Origin of the sequence: Thalassospira sp. (assembly GCF_048059015.1) — a bacterium.
Taxonomy (GTDB): domain Bacteria; phylum Pseudomonadota; class Alphaproteobacteria; order Rhodospirillales; family Thalassospiraceae; genus Thalassospira.
The window spans coordinates 20,711-41,833 of sequence record NZ_JBLLNT010000002.1 but is presented as its reverse complement, the minus strand read 5'-3'; the positions used below and the strand labels follow the sequence as shown (position 1 = coordinate 41,833).

Sequence of the window (21,123 nt, the reverse complement as noted above, 5' to 3'; positions counted from 1 at the left end):
CAGGCGCTGAAAGCCATCACGACAGGGACTTATCAAGTACATAAAGAAGGTATTCTTGTGTCGGTTGTGATGCAACGTGCGTTCTATGCCATGTAAGGTCGGCCAAGCGCGATTGCACCGCCGGACTAAGGCAAATTGCACTTACTCCGACCAAATCCCTCTCCAGCTTGTGACTGTGAACCAGCTTAACAAAGGTTTCCGCAGTGCGGGGAGAGAAAAATAAAACTGTATCAACATGATGCCCTGTTAGCGCATCAAGAACATCCTTGGGGAACGCAGTGCTGGCGAGTGCTTCATAGACTGTCTGGCGATCAACCTGATAACCGTGATCACGCAGCATCTGTCCAAGATCACCGGCCGTTTTCCGCGCTGCGGGGTGAAACAGCGGGCCTTGGGCCGGATCAATCTTTTCGCGTATCAATTCCGCCAGATCATGGATGTCGCCATTGGCTGAATGGATCGTACCGAAGCCCATATCGGCACATATGCGTGCGGTGGCATCACCCACACAAAGGGCGGGAAGTTCTCGATCATCAGTCAGGCGAGCAAAAGCCCGTACGCCATTGGCAGACGTAAATATCAGCGCCTGATAGGGGGCGATATCAAACGGTTCTTCCGGATCAGGGAAGGTAATGTTCAGCATTGGCGCGGACAGATGGCGAAATCCGCGCTGCTCCAACGCGTTCAAAAGGTCGGCAGAATCGGTATCGGGCCGGGTATTTAAAACCAATGGTCCCATCTGCTTTCCCGTCAGTTGAATGGATCAGGCGGAAATGAAGTCCGGTCCGCCGCGCTTTTTGAGTTCCTCACCCGCATCGGTGCCCGCCGCAATTGCCGAGGCAAGATCAGGCTTTGCGATCATACGTTCGGTATCGAGGCGTTCACTGCCATCCGGACGCACGATTGTGACGCGCAAACGAAGGCTGCCATCTTCCTGGAACTCCGCGAGGGCTGCGATCGGTGTGCGGCATGATCCATCAAGCGCCTTAAGTGCTGCACGTTCGGCGGCAACACGGATGGCGGATGTTTCACAATGCAGCGCTTCAAGCCATTTGTTGGTCTGACTGTCATCTTCGCGGCTGGTAATGCCGATTGCACCCTGGGCGACCGCGGGAAGCATATCGTCTTCGGAAATCGGTGCGGTGGCGATTTCTGGCTGACCCAAGCGGTTCAGTCCGGCCATGGCCAAAAGCGTTGCATCAACCTGTTCTTCGGACAGTTTGCGCAGACGGGTCTGAACATTGCCGCGGAAGGTAATGACCTTGAGATCAGGGTATTTGTTCAGGATCATTGCCTGACGCCGCAGGCTTGCCGATCCAATGACCGAACCAGCCGGCATTTCAGCAAAGCTTTTATATTTCAGCGAAATAAACGCATCGCGAACATCTTCGCGCGGCAGGATGGTCGGCAGAATCATGCCGTCTGGCAGGACTGTCGGTACATCTTTCATGCTGTGAACCGCGATATCGATCTCTCCACCCATCAGGGCGTCATCGATTTCCTTGGTAAACAGGCCCTTGCCACCGATTTCGGACAAGGCACGATCAAGGATCTTGTCGCCCGTTGTTGTGATCACGGTAATTGCAATCGCGCCCTCTTCGGAAAGTTCCGGATGGGCGTTTGCCAGTTTGTCACGAACCTCGTGGGCCTGAGCCAAAGCCAAGGGTGAACCACGGGTGCCAATGCGAAGCTTTGCTGTATCTGTCATGGGTGAAGTCTTAGTCTTAAAACCGTTTGAAAACAAGGTCTGCCAGTGGTGGATCGGGTCAAAATTCACGCGTTTTATGACCTCTAAATTAGGCGATATGGCATCTATTGCATTGACCTATGTCTGGCCAAGCGCATGATCATGTTGACCCAAGGTCGCGCATGCATGGCGTGAAGCGCGATAACTGCATATGGCAAATGCGCCCGCTGGGGGTGGAAAGCCGACCAAGTTTCCGCTACATCATCGCCAAGCCATATTGCATTCCGATTGCCGCGCGTATCGGCAGACCCTGACCGGATCAAAACCATGATCGTACTTGGTATCGAAACAAGCTGTGATGAAACGGCCGCTGCTGTTGTTAATGACAAGCGCGAAATTCTGGCAAACCGCGTTTTGTCCCAGCTTGATGATCATCGGCCCTATGGCGGGGTTGTGCCCGAAATTGCAGCACGCGCGCATCTTGAACATCTCGATCGTCTGGTGGCCGAGGCCATGGATGATGCCGGTGTCGGGTTTGATGATCTTGATGCGGTGGCATGTACCGGTGGCCCGGGCCTGATTGGCGGGGTGATGGTGGGCACAATGACGGCCAAGGCGATTGCCTTTGCTGCGCAAAAGCCGTTTTTGGCAGTTAACCACCTTGAAGGTCACGCATTGACCGTGCGTTTGACCGATGATGTTGCCTTTCCCTATTTGCTGTTGCTGGTATCGGGCGGGCATTGTCAGGTCCTGATTGTCGAAGGTGTGGGTCAATACAAACGTATCGGCACGACAATCGATGATGCGGTCGGCGAGGCGTTTGATAAAACCGCCAAGATGATGGGGCTTGGATATCCCGGTGGTCCGGCATTGGAAAAGATCGCGGCCAAAGGTGATCCGAACCGGTTTGGGTTGCCGCGCCCGCTTCGCGGTCGTCCGGGTTGTGATTTCTCGTTCTCGGGATTGAAGACAGCCGTTCGTACCTATCTGGATGGGTTCCCGGTCGAACAACAGACCGAAGAAGTCAAAGCCGACCTTGCGGCATCCTTCCAGCGCGCAGTTGGCGACACCCTGATTGATCGTGCGCGCAATGCCGTTTTTGAATTCATGCGCGACTATCCGACCGGCAAGACGCTGGTTCTGGCGGGCGGGGTTGCCGCGAACAAATATCTGCGTGGTCGATTGACGGAATTAACGGATCAGGCGGGTATGCAGCTTGTTGCGCCGCCGCTTGATCTTTGCACAGACAATGCCGCGATGATTGCCTGGGCCGGGTTGGAGCGTTTCCGTCTGGGCGAACGCGATGATCTTGATTTCAAGCCGCGTCCGCGCTGGCCACTTGATCCCGAAGCACCCAAACGTCCGGGTGCCGGGGTAAAGGCTTAAACTTCGTCTGCTGACTGCTCATCGACTTCACCTTTTGCCGGAACAAAGATCATGAAAAAGCGCATTACAGTTGTTGGTGGCGGTGCCTGGGGAACGGCCCTTGCGATGCAGGCGGTGCGTGCGGGCGAAGATGTCGAGCTGATCTTGCGCAATGGCGACCTGGCAGACCGTATCAACAAGACCGGTGAAAACGATTTGTATCTTCCCGGTGTCGCATTGCCCGGCGCACTCCGCGCGACCACAAATTATGATGGCCTGCGCGATTCTGATGCGGTTTTGCTGGTCACACCGGCACAGCATTTGCGCGAAACCCTGACCAAACTGGCAGCCCATTGGACAGATGGTCTTTCAGCCGTGATTTGCTGCAAGGGTATTGAAAAGCAAACCGGTGCCCTGATGGCGCAGGTGGTAAAGGAAACCCTTGGTGATGTGCCCGTTGCGGTTCTTTCAGGTCCAACCTTTGCGCAGGAAGTTGCCGCTGGTTTGCCAGCCGCCATTACGCTTGCCTGTGAGGATCGCGTTGTTGGCAAACGGTTGGTTGATCTGATCGGAACCCCGGAATTTCGTCCGTATTTCAGCACCGATGTTGCGGGTGTCGAGGTTGCCGGTGCGATCAAAAACGTGCTGGCGATTGCAAGTGGCGTTGTTGCTGGATTGAAGTTGGGCGATAATGCGCGTGCGGCCCTGATTACCCGTGGGATTGCTGAAATGTCGCGTTTGGCTGTTGCCATGGGTGGGCGGGTTGAAACCATGTTGGGCTTGGCCGGGCTTGGTGATTTGACCCTGACCTGCACGGGGACATTGTCACGTAACTACACATTCGGTTTTGCCCTTGGCGAAGGACGTAAAGCGCAGGATATCCTTGCAGAGCGTCGATCTGTCACCGAAGGTGTGCACACCGCAGCATCAATTACGGCGGTTGCCGCGAAATATGGTGTTGAGATGCCGATTTGTGCCGCTGTTGATCAGGTTGCCAATCATGGGGCTGACCTTCGCAGCACAATCAGTGCGCTTTTGCAGCGGCCGTTCCGCGATGAGCTTGAAAACGCCGACTGATTTTCCGCATCGCAGATTAATCCGGCGTCGGTTCGGCTTGAGAATGGCTTTGCCATCTGTCACTTTATGGCCATTGATCTCATAAAGTAGCAGGAAACGTTCCATGCATTTCTATATCCGTTGTGTTGATAAACCGGGGCATCTTGATGTCCGCAAAGCCAACCGTGATGACCATCTTGCTTATATCAAAGGCGGTTTTGCTGATCGTATTGTGGCGGCGGGTCCGACCCTTGATCCCGACATGGAAGGCATGAACGGTTCTGTCTTCATTATCGAATTTGATAAGATCGAAGATGCCCGCGAATTTGCCGCCAATGACCCCTATGCCAAGGCAGGTCTTTTTGAATCTGTTGTGATCCGCCCGTTCAAGAAGGTCTTCTGATCCATGGCATATTGGCTGGTCAAAACCGAACCGGGAAGCTGGTCGTGGGACGACCAGGTCAAGAAAGATGTCGAAGGCTGGGATGGTGTTCGTAACCATCAGGCCGCCAAGAACTTGCGCACCATGAAGATCGGTGACAAGGCGTTCTTTTATCACTCGGTAAACGAAAAACGCATTGTCGGGATTGTTGAAGTGGTGCGCGAATTCTATCCCGATCCAAGTGATGCGACCGGCAAGTTTGTGCAGGTTGATTTCAAGACCGTCAAACCGTTGAAATCACCCGTGACCCTTGCCGATATCAAGGCAGACCCGCGCTTTGCCGAACTTTCTCTGCTGAAGCAATCGCGACTGTCTGTGATGCCAATCGATGATGCATCCTGGTCGGCGATCTGCGAGATGGGCGGTGTTACCCCATGAGTGATCTGCCAGAAGCTGGGACAGTTCTGTGTGCCCTGTCTGATCTTGATGCTACCGGGGCCAAGGGCTTGAACCTTGGCGGGACGGGCATCTTTGTCGTGCGAAACGGCGATGATGTTTTTGGCTATGTGAACAGCTGCCCGCATATCGGGGTGCCACTTGATATGGAGCCAGATGAATTCATCAGCGACTTTGGTCATGAAATCATCTGCTCCACGCATGGTGCACGGTTTCGCATTGAAGACGGGGAATGTGTTTCTGGCCCTTGCACGGGGCAGGCGCTTGAACCCGTTGCAGTTAAGGTTCAGGACCAGAATGTTGTTCTGGCCTGAAGCTCTTTCAAACTGATTTGGGTATAACCCTCAAAACGACGGCGGCTCAGGCCGCCGTTTTTGCCAGCATCTCGTCGATACGTTTGGTGATGACATCAAGCTGATCAGGTTCGGACAGGCGATGATCGCCATCTTTGATCAGATCAACCCGGACATCATTGCTCACCAAAGCCTCGGTCAGGCGGATGGCGGTTTGCCATGGGACATCGGGGTCCTGCATGCCTTGGACCAAGCGAACCGGGCAGGAAAGCTCAAGCGGGTTGCGCAGAAGCAACTGATTGCGGCCATCTTCGATCAGGGCACGGGTGATGGTATAGGGATCATCGCCATATTCGGTCGGCTCGATCAGCGCGCCTTCGTTCATGATGGTTTTCTTCTGATCTTCGCTAAATTGCGCCCACATCAGGTCTTCGGTAAAATCCGGTGCGGCGGCAATGCCGACCAGTCCTTTGATGCGTTCCTTGCGGGCAAGGGCGGTCAAAAGCATGATCCAGCCACCCATCGATGACCCAACCAAAATCTGTGGTCCGATGGTGATTTCATCAAGAACTGCAATGGCATCAGCGGCCCATTGGCCGATCGTGCCATCGGCAAATTTACCCGACGATTGTCCGTGACCCGAATAATCAAAGCGGGTATAAGCCACCCCCTGCCGAATGCAGTGCGCTTCAAGATGGGTTGCCTTGGTTCCGGTCATGTCGGACATGAAACCGCCAAGGAAAATAACGCCCGGTCGATTGGGTGCCTGTACGTCAGATGACTTGCCCGGCGTGTGATGGTATGCGATTTTTAAACCGTCAGGCCGGTTGAGATATTCGGGCTTTTCAAGCTGTGGCGTCGGCATGTCATGTGTCATCCGGGATGTTTGTCCTAGGGTGTTGATGGTTGGAGTTGCATGAGCGCGTCAGAAGTTATGACAGAAACAGTCTATCGATCAGAGCCCCAAGCGCAAGGCGGGGACTATCGACCTGCCGTAATTTTGCAAGTTCTGCCAGAACTTGATGCCGGCGGTGTCGAACGTGGCACGGTCGATATTGCGCGCGCGATTGTTGATGGTGGTGGCAAGGCACTTGTCGCATCCCAAGGTGGCCGGCTTGAGCGTGAGCTCGCCCGATTTGGTGCCAAACACATCAATCTGCCGCTTAAATCCAAGAACATCTTTGTCATGCGCCGCAATGTTGATGCGCTGGTCAAGCTGATCAAGGAAGAAGGTGTGGATATCATTCACGCCCGTTCACGCGCACCGGCCTGGAGTGCCTATTTCGCTGCGCGCAAGGCCGGAATTCCGTTTGTTACGACCTTCCACGGCACCTATTCCGGTTACACCAACCCGTTCAAGCGTCGCTATAACGCGATCATGACCATGGGTGATCAGGTGATTGCAATCTCCAAGCACATCGCCAATCACATCAACAAATATTACAAGGTTGAACCTGATCGCCTCAACATCGTCCCGCGCGGCACCAATGTTGATCTGTTCAATCCGGAAAATGTAAGTCAGGAACGCCTGATTGCGCTGTCCAACCTGTGGCGCCTTAATGGTGAAGAATATGTCATTATGATGCCAGGGCGTATTACCCGTTGGAAAGGACATAGTTTCCTGATCAAGGCGCTTCCAGCTGTGTTGACCGAGCTTGCTCATCGCAATGTTCGCTGTCTGATTGTTGGGGCTGATCAAGGGCGGACAGGTTATCGCGAGGAGATTTTGCAACTGACCCGTAAACTCGGGTTGGAAGATGTCGTTCACATTGTTGATCATTGCAACGACATGCCAGCTGCCTACATGCTGGCAGATGTTGTGGCATGTCCTTCAATTGAGCCTGAGGCTTTCGGACGTATTCCTTCTGAAGCACAAGCAATGGGGCGTCCTGTGGTGTCAACGGCTCATGGCGGTGCAATGGAAACCGTGTTGCCGGGCGAAACGGGTTGGCTCGTTAGCCCAGATGAAGTTGAGCAGCTCTCGCGCGCCCTTATTCAGGTCCTTAGCCTTACGCCTGAGAAGCGAGCGAAACTGGCCGAAAAAGGTCGCCGACACGTGATTGATGAATACTCGCTTGAGCAGATGGCTGAGCGGACTTTGAATGTTTACGCGAAAGCCCTAAAGCGCGTCATCAGGAACGCAGCATGAGCAATCAGGATATGGAAAAACAGGATGCCGGGGTGACCATCACGGCAGAAAATGATGCTGCGCAACCGGTTGCCGATGCGCGTGAGCGCATCCTTGTGATCAAGTTGTCAGCCCTTGGTGACGTGATCCTTGCCATGGGGCCGTTTGCTGCCATTCGTGCTGCCCATCCCGATGCGCATATCACGGTTCTGACCACCCGGCCTTATGTCGATTTGATCAAAGCCAGTGGATATTTTGACTCGATTGCGATTGATCGTCGCCCGAAGCTGACCCAGCCACGTGAGGTGCTGGCACTGCGCCGCTTTTTGCGCAATGGCGGATTTGATCGGGTTTATGACCTTCAAACGTCGGATCGTAGTGGCTTTTACTACAAGCTGTTTTGGCCGAGTCCCAAGCCTGAGTGGTCGGGTATTGCGCGCGGGTGTTCGCACCCGCATGCCAATCCGCAGCGTGACTCGATGCATTCGATTGATCGTACAGCTGAGCAGCTTTTTGATGCCGGCATCAAGGACGTTCCGCTGCCCCAAATTACAGGGCCGGATATTGATCTTGAACGCTTTGGCATTCGAAGCCCGTTTGTCCTGATTTGTCCAGGTGGGGCGCCACATCGTCCTGCCAAGCGGTGGCCTGCTGAACGATTTGGGTTGTTGGCCAAGAAACTTGCCGATTATCGCCTGACACCGGTTCTGATCGGAACCGACAAGGAAGGGGATGTTTTGGGCAAAATCGATCAGATGTGCCCCAAAGCGCGCAACCTGATGGGCCGGACCGGATTTCTTGAAATCGCGTCGCTTGCGGCACGGTCGGTTTTGGCGATCGGCAATGATACCGGGCCGATGCATATTGCCGCTGCGGCTGGTGCGCCATCGATTGTGCTGTTTTCGCGGGAATCAGATCCGAAGCTCAGCGCACCACGCGGGCTGAGCAAGAATGCAGTCAGTATTGTGCGCGAGAGCGATTTGCGCCAACTGACCGTAAATCGGGTGATGGATGAAGTACGCTTGCGTCTTAATCTGACCGATTAAATTGCGTCGTTGTGGCTATTGTGTCGCAGATGTGATCAGACGCGCGGAAAATGGCGCTTTGTCAGTGTCGTAATTGCCTAAAAACATTGCTTTCTGAACGCACGCGGATATGCTAGGTCAGGTCCGGAGGAAAGCACTGCGTTATGGAGCAGTGTATTTCTTCGTTTCTGTTTCTGACCGATTTGTTTGATTACCATAGGAGATTATCCATAGCACGACCACGCAAACCGATGCAGCCGACCAAGGAAGGTCCGCGCGTCAATGAGGATATCAAAGCCCGTTCTATCTGTGTTGTCGACGCTGAAGGCAATATGTCGGAACCGATGACGGTGCGTGAAGGCATTGAAATGGCAGCGGAAGCTGGACTCGATCTTGTCGAAGTCGCTCCAAATGCCGAGCCGCCTGTGTGTAAGCTGATCGACTACGGCAAGTTCAAATACGAACAAAGCAAGAAGCAGAACGAAGCCAAAAAGAAACAGAAGGTTATCGAGGTCAAGGAGATCAAACTCCGTCCGAACATCGATACCCATGACTACAATGTCAAACTGCGTGCCGCGCAGAAGTTTCTTGGCGGCGGTGACAAGGTGAAAGTCACGTTGCGCTTCCGCGGACGTGAGATGGCTCACCAGGACCTTGGTCTTGGCATGCTCCAGCGCTTCTCGGGGATCTTGAAGATCTCGCAAAGCCGGAAATGATGCCAAAGATGGAAGGCCGTGTTATGATTATGGTGCTGGCGCCGCGTTAAGACGCGGCGTTTTGCCGTTTTACCCCAAGGTCCAAGCCAAAGAGGGAATGCCATGCCAGCAGGAAATGATCTTCTGATCGTTGGTGTCGATGACGATCCCAAAAGTCTGGTTTTGCTGAAACGAATCGTCGAAAGCGGCGGTTTCACGTTTCAGGGTGTTTCCTCTGGCAAGGACCTTCTCAAGCTTCTGAAAACCAAGCGTCCGCGCATCATTCTGATGGATATCATGATGCCCGACATGAACGGTTTTGAGACAGCCTTGAATGTCCGGACCTATTTCCCTGATCTTGCATGCGCGATCATTTTTGTGACCGCGCGCCAAGGCGAAGAAGACCTTCGCGGCGGTGTTGCTGCGGGTGGCAATGACTTTGTTCTCAAGCCGATCAATCGGGAAAAGCTTATGAGCCGAATCGAGAAATGGATCGGCCGGGCACACACGATCAAAACCGCGGTTTGATCAGCTCCCAAGGCGACCAATGATTTAGGTGAAGACTGGTTGTTGCGTTGGCAGCCACTGGCATTGTTGTGTTTGATCTAGTCGAGCAAGCGCACAATCGGGTCGATATAAAGTGAGAACAGCGAAAAGGTGAAAACCCCGATGGCTGTGGTCACCAACACAATTGATGAGCTGCGCACGATATAGCGATCATAGGTCGTTGCGACGACAAAGACGTTGCCTGCGGTTGGCAGGGCCGCGAGCAGCAGAACAGCTTTTGCCTCAAGCCCGCTAACAGTCCCGACAAAATAAAAACCCACAAACACCGCAAGCGGGTGGATAACAAGTTTGGCGAGCGACATGGCGGCAAGCTCGGCACGCTTTTCGGCAATCGGGCGGCCGACCAATGCAACGCCAATGGCAAATAGGGCGGCTGGTCCGGCACTTTGGCCAAGTAGCTCCAACAGATAATCAAATCCTTTTGGCCAGCTGATATTAAGGCTACTTGCGATCACACCGGCAATAATCGCTAGAACAACCGGGTTGGTCAGGGCACCACGAATGATCTTGCCCGCCGGATTCGCGCCATTTGCGTGTTTGGCACCTTCAAGCAGCAAAAGCGAAAGTGACAGCATCACAATCAGATCAAAGGCCAGTGCCACGATCAGGGGCACAATTGCTGTGGGCCCAAGCAACCCAATGATCAGCGGCAATCCCATAAAGCCGACATTGGACATGGTCCCGGCAAAGGAAAACAATGTCTGACTGGTCGGATCAAGATCAAAGAGCTTGGCGGCAATCAGCCGCGTGGCGCCATAAACAATCAATGTTGCCCCGCCATAGGCAATCATGATGTCAGGTTGCCAAATCTCAGCGGGGGTTCTGGTCGCAAGGGCGCGAAATAAAAGGGCAGGCAAGGCAAAGTAAAAGACAAAGCCATTGATGCCGCGCATGCCATCAGGGGACACAATCTTGAATTTACCGCCAATCCAGCCCAAAGCGATCAGGGCAAAGAATGGCAGGATGATCGATGTGATTTGCGACATTTGTTCAGTCAGATAGCTGAAATCAGGATGCGGGGCCAAGCAGCGTTGCGTCAGGCAAAGGCACAATGGCGGGTCAGAGCCGCAAAAAGCAAGGGGAAAGGCACGAATTGGCCCTTGAAAAAGGCAATCTCGGAGTCTATAACCACCCGTCCCCAAAACAGGTGGTGAGGCTGGAAGGCTCTTTATGATCCTTCAGGGCATGCCCAGCCGCCGAAGGGGATTTCGTTTTCATTGCTTATGCAAGGATAGAAAAATGCCCAAGATGAAGACTAAATCGAGTGCGAAAAAACGCTTTCGCCTGACTGCAAGCGGGAAGGTCCGTCACAACGTGGCAAACAAGCGCCACCTTCTGACTGCGAAACCGACCAAGATGAAGCGCCAGGCTCGTGGCACGGAGATCCTCTGTGACGCAGATGCCCGCATCGTCAAAAAATTCCTGCCGTACGGTTAAGGTTGAAGGAGAGTTAAATGGCTCGTGTAAAAGGGGGCGTGTCTTCACACGCTCGTCACCGCAAGGTTATTAAGGCTGCCAAGGGTTACCGCGGTCGCCGCAACAATACTTTCCGCACCGCCGTTCAGGCTGTGGAAAAAGGTCTGCAGTATGCATACCGCGATCGTCGCGTTAAGAAACGCCAGTTCCGCTCGCTCTGGATCCAGCGTATCAACGCTGGCGCACGTGAGAACGGTCTGAGCTACTCCCAGTTCATGAACGGCCTCAAAAAGGCTGGTGTTGAGCTGGACCGTAAAGTTCTTGCCGACATCGCAGTGCGTGAGCCGGAAGCTTTCAAAGCTCTGGTCACCCAGGCGCAGGCTGCACTCGGCTAATAAACCTTTGTTAAAAGGTTTAATCGGCACTTGCCTGATTTGATCGGGGGCGGCCATATTGGCCGTCCCCTTTCTTTTTGTAATTTTTAAACCCAAGCCAAAGCGTCGGAAGTTATGGAAAACATCGAAGCATTGCGCGAAGAGGTTCTGGCGGAAGTCGAAAAGGCAGTTGATCTCGCTGCTCTTGAAGATGTCCGCATCAGCGCCCTTGGCAAGAAAGGCCGCATTACCGGTCTTATGAAAAACCTTGGCAAGATGGACCCGGATCAGCGTCGTGAATTTGGTCAGACACTGAACGCGGTCAAAGACCAGGTCGCAGGCGCAATCGACACCCGTAAAACGGCCCTTGAAGATGCGGCTCTTGAAGCACGCCTTTCGGGCGAACGGATCGACGTCACCCTGTCGTCACGCCCGGACGAAACTGCGGGTCGTATTCACCCGATCAGCCAGACGATTGACGAAATTGTCTCGATCTTTGGCGAGATGGGCTTTGCCCTGGCCGAAGGTCCGGACGTCGAAGACGACTTCCATAACTTTACTGCGCTTAACATTCCGCCGGAACATCCCGCGCGTGAAATGCAGGACACCTTCTATCTGCCTGAACAGGAAGACGGTTCGCGCCTTGTGCTGCGTACCCATACGTCGCCTGTGCAGATCAGAACGATGCAGAGCAAAGCCCCGCCGATCCGCATCATTGCGCCGGGTCGCACCTATCGTTCCGATAGCGATATGACCCATACGCCGATGTTCCATCAGGTCGAAGGTCTGGTGATCGACAAGAAAACCCATATGGGTCATCTGAAGGGTTGCCTGCTTGAGTTCGTGAAAACCTATTTCGAACTTGATGATGTGCCTGTGCGCTATCGTCCAAGCTTCTTCCCGTTCACCGAACCGAGTGCCGAAATGGATATCGGTTGTTCGCGCAAAGGCGGCGAGCTGAAAATTGGTGAAGGCGACGACTGGCTTGAAATTCTTGGCTGCGGCATGGTTCATCCGCGCGTTTTGGCCGCGTGCGGCCTTGACCCGGAAGAATATCAGGGCTTTGCCTTTGGCATGGGGATTGAGCGTATCGCCATGTTGAAATACGGCATTCCTGATCTTCGCACCTTCTTCGATACCGATCTGCGCTGGCTGAAGCATTATGGCTTCGTGCCGCTGGATGTACCGAACATGGTAAGGGGCTGAGATCATGAAATTCACACTGAATTGGCTAAAACAGCACCTTGATACCGATGCATCGATCGAGGTGGTTGCCGAAAAACTGACCGATATCGGTCTTGAAATCGAAGACGTCACTGATCGTGCGGCGGCCCTTGCTGACATCCGTGTCGCCCATATCATCGAGGCCGGCCAGCATCCTGATGCCGACCGCCTGAAGCTGTGCCGTGTTAATACCGGCGATAAGATCATTCAGGTCGTTTGTGGCGCACCGAATGCCCGTACGGGTCTTAAGGTCGCACTCGCTCAGCCAGGTGCGATCATTCCGATTGATGGTTCCAAGCTGAAGCCGGGCAAAATCCGTGGCATCGAAAGCCAGGGCATGATGTGCTCCACCCGTGAGCTGTGCCTGGGCGAAGATCATGACGGCATCATCGAGCTGCCAGAAGACGCTGAGATCGGTGCGCCGGTTGCATCCGTTCTTGGTGCTGATGATCCGATCATTGAAATCGGTCTGACCCCGAACCGCCCGGATTGCACCGGTGTACGTGGTATTGCACGCGATCTTGCAGCCGCCGGTATCGGTACGCTTAAGGCTGACCCGCGTCAGGAAGCAGTTTCCGGTTCGTTTGACAGCCCGATTGGTGTTGGCATCAGCTCTGATATCGCATCCAACAATGCGGTTCCGGCATTCTATGGCCGCTATATCCGTGGCGTTAAGAATGGCGAAAGCCCGGATTGGCTGAAAGCCCGTCTTGAGGCGATTGGCCTGCGTCCGATTTCGGCACTGGTGGATATCACCAACCTTGTGACCCACGATCTTGGTCGTCCGCTGCATGTGTTTGACGCAGATAAACTGTCTGGCGACATCAATGTGCGTTATGCGACCAATGGCGAGAAGCTCGCAGCCCTTGATAACAAGGAATATGAGCTGTCTGACACCATGGTTGTGATTGCCGATCAGGCAAAAGCACTTGGTATTGGTGGCATCATCGGTGGTGATGAAACCGGCTGCCTTGAAGAAACGACCAATGTGTTTGTTGAGTGCGCGCTGTTCGATCCGATCAGTGTTGCCAAGACTGGCCGTAAACTTCAGATCAATTCCGATGCCCGTTACCGTTTCGAACGCGGCGTTGATCCGCAGTCTGTTGCCTGGGGCATGGAAGTTGCCACCCACCTGATCACCGAGCTCTGTGGTGGTGAAGTTTCCAACGTCGTTAAGGCTGGCGAAGTTCCGAACCCGCGTAATGCCTTTGATCTGCGCATTGACCGTATTCTGGAACTGGGTGGCGTTGCTGTTGATGCCGACCGTGCGATTGAAATCCTGAAATCGCTTGGTTTCGAAGTCAGCGGTTCGACACCGGTTATCACTGCTGTTGCTCCGACCTGGCGTCCGGACATCATTGGCGAAGCCGATCTTGTCGAAGAAGTCCTGCGTATCGTTGGTTACGACAAAATCCCGACGGTTCCGTTGGAGCGTGAAACCAGCCTGCCGGTTCCGGCCCTGTCGCCGATGCAAAAGCGCGTTGGTCTGACCCGGCGTGTTCTGGCGTCGCGCGGTCTCTATGAAACCGTGACCTGGTCATTTACCGACTCTCGTTGGGCAAAACTGTTTGGTGAGCTTAAGGATGGCCTGTTCCTGGCAAACCCGATCAGCTCCGATCTTGATATCATGCGCCCGAACGCGCTGATTAACATGATCGCAGCAGCCGGTCGTAATCAGGCACGCGGTTTTTCTGATCTGGCGCTGTTTGAAGTCGGACCGGAATTCTTTGGTGATCAGCCGGGCGATCAGCGCTTGGTCGCAGCTGGCCTGCGTGCCGGTTCGACGACCGAGCGCAGCTGGACCGGCTCGCGCCGCGATGTTGATGTGTTTGATGTCAAAGCCGATGCCGAAGCCCTGTTTGATGCCCTTGGCACCAATGCGGCAAACCTTCAGATCAATACCGAAGGTGCGCCAAGCTGGTATCATCCGGGTCGTTCGGCTGCTGTTCAGCTCGGTCCGAAAAACGTTCTTGGCTATTTCGGTGAACTGCACCCCAAAGTGCTCAAGGCGCTTGGGGTGAAAGGCCGCGTTGTTGCCTTTGAACTGTTTGTCGAAAACGTCCCGATGCCGAAGAAAAAGGGTACCGGTCGTCCGGCCCTGAACGCTTCAAGCTTCCAATCTGTTGAACGCGACTTTGCCTTCCTGCTTGATGTGGATGTCAAAGCCGAAGCGATCATCAAGGCTGCACGCACGGCCGACCGCAACCTGATCAGTGAAGTCACGATCTTTGATCTTTATGCCGGTAAGGGCATTGAAGATGGCAAGAAGTCGTTGGCATTCTCGATCACGTTGCAGCCGACCAAGGCAACCCTGACCGAAGAAGAAATCGACACGGTCTGCAAAAAGGTTGTCGCTGCTGTGGAAAAAGCAACAGGTGGTACTCAGCGCGCGTAATCGCGACGGGTTATAACCATCAACGAAAACGGGCTGCCCATGATTTGGGTGGCCCGTTTTTCTTTTTAATACGGATTAGGAACTGGTGTGGTCCACGGCAATGCCGGGACAAAATTACCGACCCGGGCGTTTACGCATAATGGCATATTCATCTTCGTCCAGGTCAAGTGCGACCAAATCCGGCCCATTGGAAAAGATATGCCATTCCATATCGGTGTCATCGCATTCAATGCTCAGCTGATCAGCCATGCTGTTCCAGACACAACGTTCGCGATCGTCATCCGCTTCAAGGCGGCCTTCGCCATTATCGTAAAGACGCATGACCAGAAGCTGCTCATCCTCATCAATTGAATAGACAGCATAAGTTTCGTTCACGAAACGATAGTTGATTTCTGCACCATCAAGCCTGCGCCAGCCACGTGGCAGGGGCTCGCCCGGTTCATGTTCAGCAAAGAAGAAGGCAAGCTTTTGCATGTGGCTGTCATTCATGGTCCGCATGTCCGAACCACAGGCCGCAAGGCCGGTCAGGCCCAGCATCACCAGAAAATTCCTGATCAAACGCAGTGACAGGTTAGGTTTATTGAACATGCAGTGCTCCATCGACGCGACGAGGCAGCTTTTTCCCCGCTGCCAATTCCTGTCGATATCAGAAGCAATATGCTTGCCACATCGCCGATGGCTTTCGGGCTTTAATCCGGGCGATGGACACGCAAGGTAAAGATGATGGTCGTTCCCGGATCGCTGATCGGGCGGCTGGTATCAAGCCAGATGCGACCACCATGCTGTTCAACGATTTTGCGACATAACGACAGGCCAAGGCCGGTACCGGAAAACTCATCCTTATGCAGGCGTTGGAACAGACGGAAAATGCGCTGCGCATGTTCAGGATGAATACCAATCCCGTTATCGCGAATGGCAAAGCGCCAATAATCACTTATGACCGGGTCGGGTTCGACAGTGATTTCGATATGTGGCGGGACACCCTGGCGGCGGTATTTGATCGCGTTAGACAGAAGGTTCTGGAACAAACGCGATAGCGCGATGCGATCCCCCATCACGGTTGGCAGATCATTATGGGTAATGGTTGCCTGTTCTTGGCTAATGACGGCTTTAAGGTCTGCCTGGGCCTCATTGAGGACCTGATTGCAGTCAATCTCGCTGAAATCCTCATTGGTGCCGGTCTTGGCATATTCCAAAAGATGGCTGATCAGCTTGTGCATGCGTTTTGCGCCATCAACCGCATAATCAATGTATTCGTCGGCTTCCTGATCAAGTGTGCCGCCATAGCGCCGTTTTAGAAGCTGGGTATAGCTTGCCACCATGCGCAGCGGTTGTTGCAAATCGTGGGATGCCACATAGGCAAACTGTTCAAGATCTTCGTTGCTGCGTTTGAGCTGATCCAACGTATCGCGCAGTTTGTTGGCATTTTCGACAAACTCGCTGACATCGCGTGCGCTGCCAAAAATCATGCCGTCAAACGGGCCAATCCCGTGCCATGCCAGCCAATGAACATTGTCCTTGCGGTCGCGCACGCGAAGGATTGATTTTCCGTCACCAACGGTCTGTGATCCTGCTCTTGGCCGGAACGCGGTCATGGCAGCTTGTTGATCTTCGGGTTCGAACAGCTTGAAGAACGGCTTGTCGATCAGATCATGCAAATGCAGGCCAACGAGCTCCTCAAGGGCCGGGCTGAAACCACGCAGAATGCCTTCTTCATCAACTGCAATGGCTGGTTCGGGCGTGTGGCGCAAATAGGTTTCAAACGGATGGCAAAGTTCCTGTTGGGCAGCGGTTTCCAGCAAAAGAACCGAGATGAAATCTTGTTCATCCTCGGCATATCGGTGCGCCATCAGGTAGAAACGCTGCATATGATTGGCGCTTGTCTTGATATCGACCATTGCCCCGACACGGGCATCGGGCCAGACATTGTCGATCAACGGGCCATGCAGTTTTTTGCGCGATGCCGGCGACAGGCGATCAATCAGACCAGCGATGGTCGCATCGACCTTTTCATCAAGCGGGCCGAGGATTTCCGGCCAGTTAAGCTGTGTGGACAATTGCCCGTTTTGTGAATCCACCGGCCAGCTGATCACAGCACATCCGCATTCCGACAGGGTGTTTTCTGTGTCGCTGAAATGTTCGGCCAGATGGGCTGCGCGCATATGTTGGCGCTTCAGTCGCTGCCAAAGCCAGACGGCCAATCCGCACATTATGACCATCGCCATGATGAACATCAGTGCATGAAGGATAAACGCTTCGCGCCAGTTATCCATCAGCACGCTGCGCGGGGTAAAGGCGACAACGACCCGATCAATTTGCGGCAGCTTGCTATAGGCCATGATCATGACCTGGCCACCATGAACGCAAAGGAGCGAATCACGTTCGGTCTTCGTGGTGTTGATATAATCGCCCAGATCGCCGATCAGATGCGGGGGGATGAAGCCCTTTACCTGATTGAGATCCCCGTTCAGGACGCCAACCGTAATCCCGGAATCGGCTTCGACAATTTTTTGAAGATCAATGTCTTCGTGAAGCAGCAACATCGAGCCAAGCCGATAGGCGGTGGCTTCAAGTTGGGTACTGGCATGTTCAACTGCGCTGTCATAAAGCGTCTTCTGGATAAAGAAGAAGGAAAACAGCAGCACGAACACACCGGTAAGGGTCAATGCCGCAAGCCGTTTGCGCAGTTTTACAAGGCTGCGCCGTGACAGGGATGGCTCGATGGATGTCATGAACATGCGTGTGGCGGTCCCTGTCAGGGTTGTTTGGGTTTTGCTGATCTAAAACCTATGTTCTTTTCGCCAAGTTGAAAAGGAGGCAAACCGATGAATTCAAGGGTGGATATGTCCAAAAAGTCTTTATCGACATTGATTTGACGGCACGGTCAGACGGGGAATGTCCCATTGCTTGTCAGCCATGTGAATTCGTCGCGGCCCAAACACAACACAACGCTTCTAATTCCGGACAAAAACCCCTATAAACCGGCTGGTGATTGATCCGGAAAATCCGTTATCGGCTTTCCGAGTGATGCGATAATCACACAAGGCGGGTTTTCCTGTTTATGCCAGTCCGTTCGACGGATGTGATCTGACCCAGAGTCGCTGCCATAACATGGTGTGCTGACCGGGATGGACCGCAACAGGGAAGTTTTGCAGTTTGTGGGAAAATATCGACCGGTAATCGGCGATCACGGACTTAGAGACACATGTGCCACGCGGCGAAATGCCAGCCAATTTTAGTGCCAGAAGCAGCCAAAAATGACTGACCTTAAGAACATTCGTAACTTTTCGATCATTGCGCATATCGACCACGGTAAATCCACCCTGGCCGATCGTTTGATCCAGTTGACCGGCGGTCTTACCGAACGTGAAATGGCCGATCAGGTTCTCGATTCGATGGATATCGAACGTGAACGTGGCATCACGATCAAATCACAGGCCGTGCGTTTGAAATATGTTGCCAAGGATGGGCAAGAATATACGCTCAACCTGATGGATACGCCGGGCCACGTTGACTTTGCCTATGAAGTGTCGCGCTCGCTTGCTGCGTGCGAAGGATCGCTTCTGGTGGTTGATGCCGCACAGGGCGTTGAAGCACAGACGCTTGCCAACGTTTATCAGGCAATTGATAACAATCACGAAATCGTTCCGGTCCTGAACAAGGTCGACCTTCCGGCAGCAGAGCCTGATCAGGTCAAGGAACAGATCGAAGAAGTGATTGGCATCGATGCGTCTGATGCCGTGATGATCTCAGCCAAAACCGGTCTGGGCGTGCCTGATGTGCTTGAGGCACTGGTGCATCGTCTTCCTGCACCGACTGGCGATGCGACCGCACCGCTTGAAGTTCTTCTGGTTGATAGCTGGTATGACACCTATCTCGGTGTGATGATTCTTGTGCGCGTGAAGGAAGGTACCCTTAAGAAGGGCCAGAAAGTTCGCTTCATGAACGCCAAGGTCACCCATCAGATCGAACGCGTTGGCGTCTTTACGCCAAAACCGCTCGCGCTTGATGAACTTGGTCCGGGTGAAGTCGGCTTTATCAATTGCGGTATGAAAACCGTTGCCGAATGCGAAGTCGGTGACACGATTACCGAAGAAAAACGCCCATGCGCCAAGCCACTGGCTGGTTTTAAGCCGTCCATCCCGGTTGTGTTCTGTGGCATTTTCCCGGTTGATACCAGCGAATATGAAGTGCTGCGTGATGCGCTTGAAAAGCTGCATCTCAATGACGCATCGTTCCAGTTCGAACCGGAAAACTCGACCGCACTTGGTCTTGGCTTCCGTTGTGGTTTCCTCGGTCTTCTGCATCTTGAGATCATTCAGGAACGTCTCGAGCGTGAGTTCGAACTTGATCTGATCACAACCGCACCGTCGGTGTCTTACAAGATCACCATGAGCAAGGGCGAAGAAATCCTGCTGCATAACCCGGCAGATTTCCCTGATGTCACCAAGATCAAGGCGATTGAAGAGCCGTGGATCAAGGCATCGATCATGGTGCCGGACGAATATCTTGGCGGTATTCTGACCCTTTGCACCGAACGTCGTGGTGTTCAGCTTGACCTGACCTATGTCGGTAACCGTGCGATGGCTGTTTACAAGCTGCCGCTCAACGAAGTCGTCTTTGACTTCTATGACCGTCTGAAATCCATTTCGCGCGGCTATGCGAGCTTCGATTACGAGATCGCGGGCTATGATGAAAGCGATCTGGTGAAGGTTTCCATCCTTGTGAACGAAGAGCCGGTCGATGCGCTGGCACTGATGGTTCACCGTTCGGCGGCTGAATATCGTGGTCGTGAGATCTGTAAGCGTCTGAAAGACCTGATCCCGCGTCAGATGTTCCGCATCGCCATTCAGGCTGCCATCGGTGGCAAGGTGATTGCCCGTGAAACCGTATCGGCCCTTCGTAAGGACGTGACGGCAAAATGTTATGGCGGTGACGTTTCGCGTAAACGTAAGCTTCTTGAAAAACAGAAGGCCGGTAAGAAAAAGATGCGTCAATTCGGCAAGGTCGAAATTCCGCAGTCGGCCTTTATCAACGCGCTCAAGATGGGCGACGAGAAGTAAGCCGAAATTACGATTTCGAAACAAAGGCTGTATCACATTGGTGATGCAGCCTTTTTTCTTTGCTGCTTTAAGGCGATCTCATGCTGGGGTATGGATGGGACAAGCCCAACCCGTATCACAGGAGCCAGATGATGGATCTCGACCAGCTTGCCAAACAGGAAGACATTTTGGTGTTTGATCGCTTTGACGAAGACACCGCCTGGGCAATCGGCTCCAAACTGGTTGGTGTGGCGCAGGCGCAAAGCGCACCTGTGGCAATCAATATCCGGACGTCGGATCGCACATTGTTCCACGCATCCCTTCCCGGTGCCAAACCGGCGAATGACGCGTGGGCACGACGCAAAAGCAATCTGGTGCTGCGGGAACATGAAAGTTCAATGCGTTTCGGATTGGCCTTGAAATCCAAGGGCAAGACGCTGGCCGATCACGGAATTGATTTCGCCGACTTTGCCGATCATGGCGGCAGTTTCCCGATCCGGGTTGCCGGTGTCGGTGTGATTGGTGCGATTACCGTATCGGGTCTAGCGTCCCACGAAGATCACGGCATGATCGTTGGCGTGCTGGCCGAGCATCTTGGTGTCTCGGTCTAAGATAACTTAGTCGTTATGCTCGATATCCGGGTCAATCCCGGCGAAGCTTTCAAGGGCGGTGCTCATCCAAAGATGTATGCGGGCCTTGAACGGGCGTGGATCATCAAAGCTTCCAAGGCGGAAATCAATTTCGCTGTCCTTAGCACCATTGCGCCAGGTCAGGCTTGATCCGCATTTCGGGCAGAAGCCGCGAAATTTGCCCGGCGAGCTTTCATAATCGGTCGGTTTGCCATCCCAGGTCACTGCACTGGTCGGAAAACAAACAAAGCTTGATACGCCCGAGCCACTGTCCTTGCGGCACATGCCACAATGGCAGTGATTGCCGCCAATCGGATCACCAGAAGCAACAAAGCGCACCGCGCCACAAAGACATCCACCGGAATGGATTTGGGAATTCGTGGTCATGG

The 21,123-nt window shown here is 53.6% G+C and carries 21 protein-coding genes and 1 pseudogene; 15 read left to right on the top strand and 7 right to left on the bottom strand.

Annotated elements, in window-relative coordinates:
• Window positions 1–16: 16 nt before the first annotated feature.
• On the bottom strand, window positions 17–739 hold the full coding sequence (locus ACMZ66_RS00850; protein ID WP_416933523.1) for a uroporphyrinogen-III synthase: 723 nt from the start codon (window positions 737–739) through the stop codon (window positions 17–19).
• 24 nt (window positions 740–763) lie between these two features.
• Complete coding sequence (gene hemC, locus ACMZ66_RS00845; RefSeq protein WP_416933521.1) at window positions 764–1,708, bottom strand: hydroxymethylbilane synthase; 945 nt, start codon at window positions 1,706–1,708, stop codon at window positions 764–766.
• Window positions 1,709–2,014: 306 nt separating this feature from the next.
• Between hemC and tsaD the strand changes: the two genes are divergently transcribed.
• The 5 genes from tsaD to ACMZ66_RS00820 all read left to right on the top strand — a co-directional run bounded on the left by tsaD (window position 2,015) and on the right by ACMZ66_RS00820 (window position 5,260).
• Window positions 2,015–3,073, top strand: coding sequence for a tRNA (adenosine(37)-N6)-threonylcarbamoyltransferase complex transferase subunit TsaD (gene tsaD / locus ACMZ66_RS00840; RefSeq protein WP_416933519.1), 1,059 nt, complete (start codon window positions 2,015–2,017; stop codon window positions 3,071–3,073).
• Window positions 3,074–3,124: 51 nt separating this feature from the next.
• Window positions 3,125–4,129, top strand: coding sequence for an NAD(P)H-dependent glycerol-3-phosphate dehydrogenase (locus ACMZ66_RS00835; RefSeq protein ID WP_416933518.1), 1,005 nt, complete (start codon window positions 3,125–3,127; stop codon window positions 4,127–4,129).
• Window positions 4,130–4,232: 103 nt separating this feature from the next.
• Window positions 4,233–4,511 (top strand): YciI family protein, encoded by a 279-nt coding sequence (locus ACMZ66_RS00830; protein WP_416933516.1) that lies wholly within the window; start codon window positions 4,233–4,235, stop codon window positions 4,509–4,511.
• 3 nt (window positions 4,512–4,514) lie between these two features.
• Window positions 4,515–4,928, top strand: coding sequence for an EVE domain-containing protein (locus ACMZ66_RS00825; protein ID WP_416933514.1), 414 nt, complete (start codon window positions 4,515–4,517; stop codon window positions 4,926–4,928).
• Complete coding sequence (locus tag ACMZ66_RS00820; protein WP_416933512.1) at window positions 4,925–5,260, top strand: Rieske (2Fe-2S) protein; 336 nt, start codon at window positions 4,925–4,927, stop codon at window positions 5,258–5,260. Before ACMZ66_RS00825 ends, ACMZ66_RS00820 begins: the two co-directional genes overlap by 4 nt.
• A 46-nt stretch (window positions 5,261–5,306) precedes the next feature.
• Here ACMZ66_RS00820 and ACMZ66_RS00815 read toward each other — a convergent pair whose 3' ends face one another.
• Complete coding sequence (locus ACMZ66_RS00815) at window positions 5,307–6,116, bottom strand: alpha/beta hydrolase (protein WP_416933510.1); 810 nt, start codon at window positions 6,114–6,116, stop codon at window positions 5,307–5,309.
• 39 nt (window positions 6,117–6,155) lie between these two features.
• On the opposite strand from ACMZ66_RS00815, the gene ACMZ66_RS00810 reads away from it, so the two are divergent.
• The 4 genes and pseudogenes from ACMZ66_RS00810 (at window position 6,156) to ACMZ66_RS00795 (ending at window position 9,615) form a co-directional block, all read left to right on the top strand.
• Window positions 6,156–7,388 (top strand): glycosyltransferase family 4 protein, encoded by a 1,233-nt coding sequence (locus ACMZ66_RS00810; RefSeq protein ID WP_416933508.1) that lies wholly within the window; start codon window positions 6,156–6,158, stop codon window positions 7,386–7,388.
• A complete protein-coding gene (locus tag ACMZ66_RS00805) occupies window positions 7,385–8,413 on the top strand; it encodes a glycosyltransferase family 9 protein (RefSeq protein ID WP_416933506.1) in 1,029 nt (342 codons plus the stop codon). The genes ACMZ66_RS00810 and ACMZ66_RS00805 overlap by 4 nt, the downstream gene beginning before the upstream one ends.
• Before the next feature lie 230 nt (window positions 8,414–8,643).
• Window positions 8,644–9,158 (top strand): annotated as a pseudogene (gene infC / locus ACMZ66_RS00800) (translation initiation factor IF-3).
• 52 nt (window positions 9,159–9,210) lie between these two features.
• Window positions 9,211–9,615: a response regulator gene (locus ACMZ66_RS00795; protein ID WP_416933504.1), complete on the top strand. Its 405-nt coding sequence runs from the start codon at window positions 9,211–9,213 to the stop codon at window positions 9,613–9,615.
• A gap of 77 nt (window positions 9,616–9,692) precedes the next feature.
• Here the strand turns inward: ACMZ66_RS00795 and ACMZ66_RS00790 are convergent, their stop codons facing one another.
• Window positions 9,693–10,640: an AEC family transporter gene (locus ACMZ66_RS00790; RefSeq protein WP_416933502.1), complete on the bottom strand. Its 948-nt coding sequence runs from the start codon at window positions 10,638–10,640 to the stop codon at window positions 9,693–9,695.
• A gap of 253 nt (window positions 10,641–10,893) precedes the next feature.
• On the opposite strand from ACMZ66_RS00790, the gene rpmI reads away from it, so the two are divergent.
• The 4 genes from rpmI to pheT all read left to right on the top strand — a co-directional run bounded on the left by rpmI (window position 10,894) and on the right by pheT (window position 15,063).
• Complete coding sequence (gene rpmI, locus ACMZ66_RS00785) at window positions 10,894–11,091, top strand: 50S ribosomal protein L35 (RefSeq protein ID WP_044829755.1); 198 nt, start codon at window positions 10,894–10,896, stop codon at window positions 11,089–11,091.
• Window positions 11,092–11,108: 17 nt separating this feature from the next.
• Window positions 11,109–11,465 carry a 50S ribosomal protein L20 gene (rplT, locus tag ACMZ66_RS00780; protein WP_101246511.1) on the top strand — a complete coding sequence of 119 codons (357 nt, stop codon included), beginning with the start codon at window positions 11,109–11,111 and terminating at the stop codon, window positions 11,463–11,465.
• A gap of 114 nt (window positions 11,466–11,579) precedes the next feature.
• Entirely contained in the window at window positions 11,580–12,650 is a 1,071-nt protein-coding gene (gene pheS / locus ACMZ66_RS00775) for a phenylalanine--tRNA ligase subunit alpha (protein WP_416933499.1), read from the top strand.
• 4 nt (window positions 12,651–12,654) lie between these two features.
• The gene (gene pheT / locus ACMZ66_RS00770) at window positions 12,655–15,063 is read left to right on the top strand and encodes a phenylalanine--tRNA ligase subunit beta (RefSeq protein ID WP_416933497.1); all 2,409 of its coding nucleotides are present in this window, start codon (window positions 12,655–12,657) and stop codon (window positions 15,061–15,063) included.
• A 114-nt stretch (window positions 15,064–15,177) separates the two neighbouring features.
• Here pheT and ACMZ66_RS00765 read toward each other — a convergent pair whose 3' ends face one another.
• Window positions 15,178–15,651 carry a hypothetical protein gene (locus ACMZ66_RS00765; RefSeq protein WP_416933495.1) on the bottom strand — a complete coding sequence of 158 codons (474 nt, stop codon included), beginning with the start codon at window positions 15,649–15,651 and terminating at the stop codon, window positions 15,178–15,180.
• A gap of 101 nt (window positions 15,652–15,752) precedes the next feature.
• Window positions 15,753–17,801, bottom strand: a complete 2,049-nt coding sequence (locus tag ACMZ66_RS00760) for a sensor histidine kinase (RefSeq protein ID WP_416933493.1) — start codon at window positions 17,799–17,801, stop codon at window positions 15,753–15,755.
• A 519-nt stretch (window positions 17,802–18,320) separates the two neighbouring features.
• Here ACMZ66_RS00760 and lepA point away from each other — a divergent pair.
• Both lepA and ACMZ66_RS00750 read left to right on the top strand, forming a co-directional pair.
• On the top strand, window positions 18,321–20,126 hold the full coding sequence (lepA, locus tag ACMZ66_RS00755) for a translation elongation factor 4 (protein WP_416933491.1): 1,806 nt from the start codon (window positions 18,321–18,323) through the stop codon (window positions 20,124–20,126).
• A gap of 80 nt (window positions 20,127–20,206) precedes the next feature.
• On the top strand, window positions 20,207–20,716 hold the full coding sequence (locus ACMZ66_RS00750) for a heme-degrading domain-containing protein (RefSeq protein WP_416933489.1): 510 nt from the start codon (window positions 20,207–20,209) through the stop codon (window positions 20,714–20,716).
• Between the two features lie 6 nt (window positions 20,717–20,722).
• On the opposite strand, the gene ACMZ66_RS00745 is transcribed toward ACMZ66_RS00750, so the two are convergent.
• Window positions 20,723–21,121, bottom strand: coding sequence for a GFA family protein (locus ACMZ66_RS00745; RefSeq protein WP_416933487.1), 399 nt, complete (start codon window positions 21,119–21,121; stop codon window positions 20,723–20,725).
• Window positions 21,122–21,123 lie beyond the last annotated feature (2 nt).